Annotated in this window: 1 pseudogene; it reads left to right on the forward strand. The window is 68.0% G+C overall.

Annotation, left to right across the window (positions count from 1 at the left end):
* Positions 1 to 273: 273 nt before the first annotated feature.
* Positions 274 to 859, forward strand: a pseudogene (locus EKO23_RS24735) (NAD/NADP-dependent octopine/nopaline dehydrogenase family protein); the annotation flags it as partial.

Genomic DNA, 859 nt, shown 5'->3' on the forward strand with positions numbered 1-859 from the left:
CCCCCGGCGTCGGGATTGATGTACCAGGTCAGGGTGTCTCCGGTGCTGGCGCCGGCCGAGCAGGCGGCAAGCATCCCCGAAGCGATCATGAGTGCTGCCGAAGCGGTGAGACCGCGCCGTACCCGAAACATGCGCCCTCCCCTGAGAGTGACCTACATCACATGTAGTCCTCCGCGCCGTGGTTGTAAACCCTCGGCGTTGCCGCGCTAAGACTGGCGTGGCCGTACTCGCGAGCCTGCCAGGGGCGCAGCGAGCAGGGATACGGTGTCGAACATGAACGTCACTGTCGTCGGCTCGGGCAACGGTGGTCTCGCGACCGCCTTCGACTTCGCGCAGCACGGCCACGCCGTGCGGCTCTTCGACACTCCTCACTTTCCTGACCACGTGGCAGAGGTCGCGGCGGCCGGCGGGATCCACGCGACCGGTGAGCTTGAGGGCTTCGCGGAGATCGCCTACGCGGGTCACGACATCGAGACCGCTCTCGACGCTGCAGATCTGGTCGTGCTGGTCGGTCCGGCGTACAGCACGGAGCATCAGTCCGAGGTCGTCGCGCCCCGCTTGGTGCCGGGGCAGGCCGTGCTGGTCTGCCCGGCCTCGTGCGCGGGAGCGATCACGTTCAGGCGCACCGCCGGTCTGGCGCTGGACGACGAGACGATCACCGTGGGTGAGACGAGCACGCTTCCGTACGCGGTTCGCATCGTCGCGCCGGGACGCGTCAACGTCTTCCACAAGCTAAGCGCGGGCGTGTACGTCGCCGGCCTCCCTCGCTCGGGCACCGACCGGTTGCTGTCGATGATCCAGGGCGTCTATCCCGGGGCCGAGGCCGCTGACAGCGTCTTCCAGACGACGCTGCAGAACG

Source organism: Nocardioides guangzhouensis, from assembly GCF_004519545.1.
GTDB lineage: Bacteria > Actinomycetota > Actinomycetes > Propionibacteriales > Nocardioidaceae > Nocardioides > Nocardioides guangzhouensis.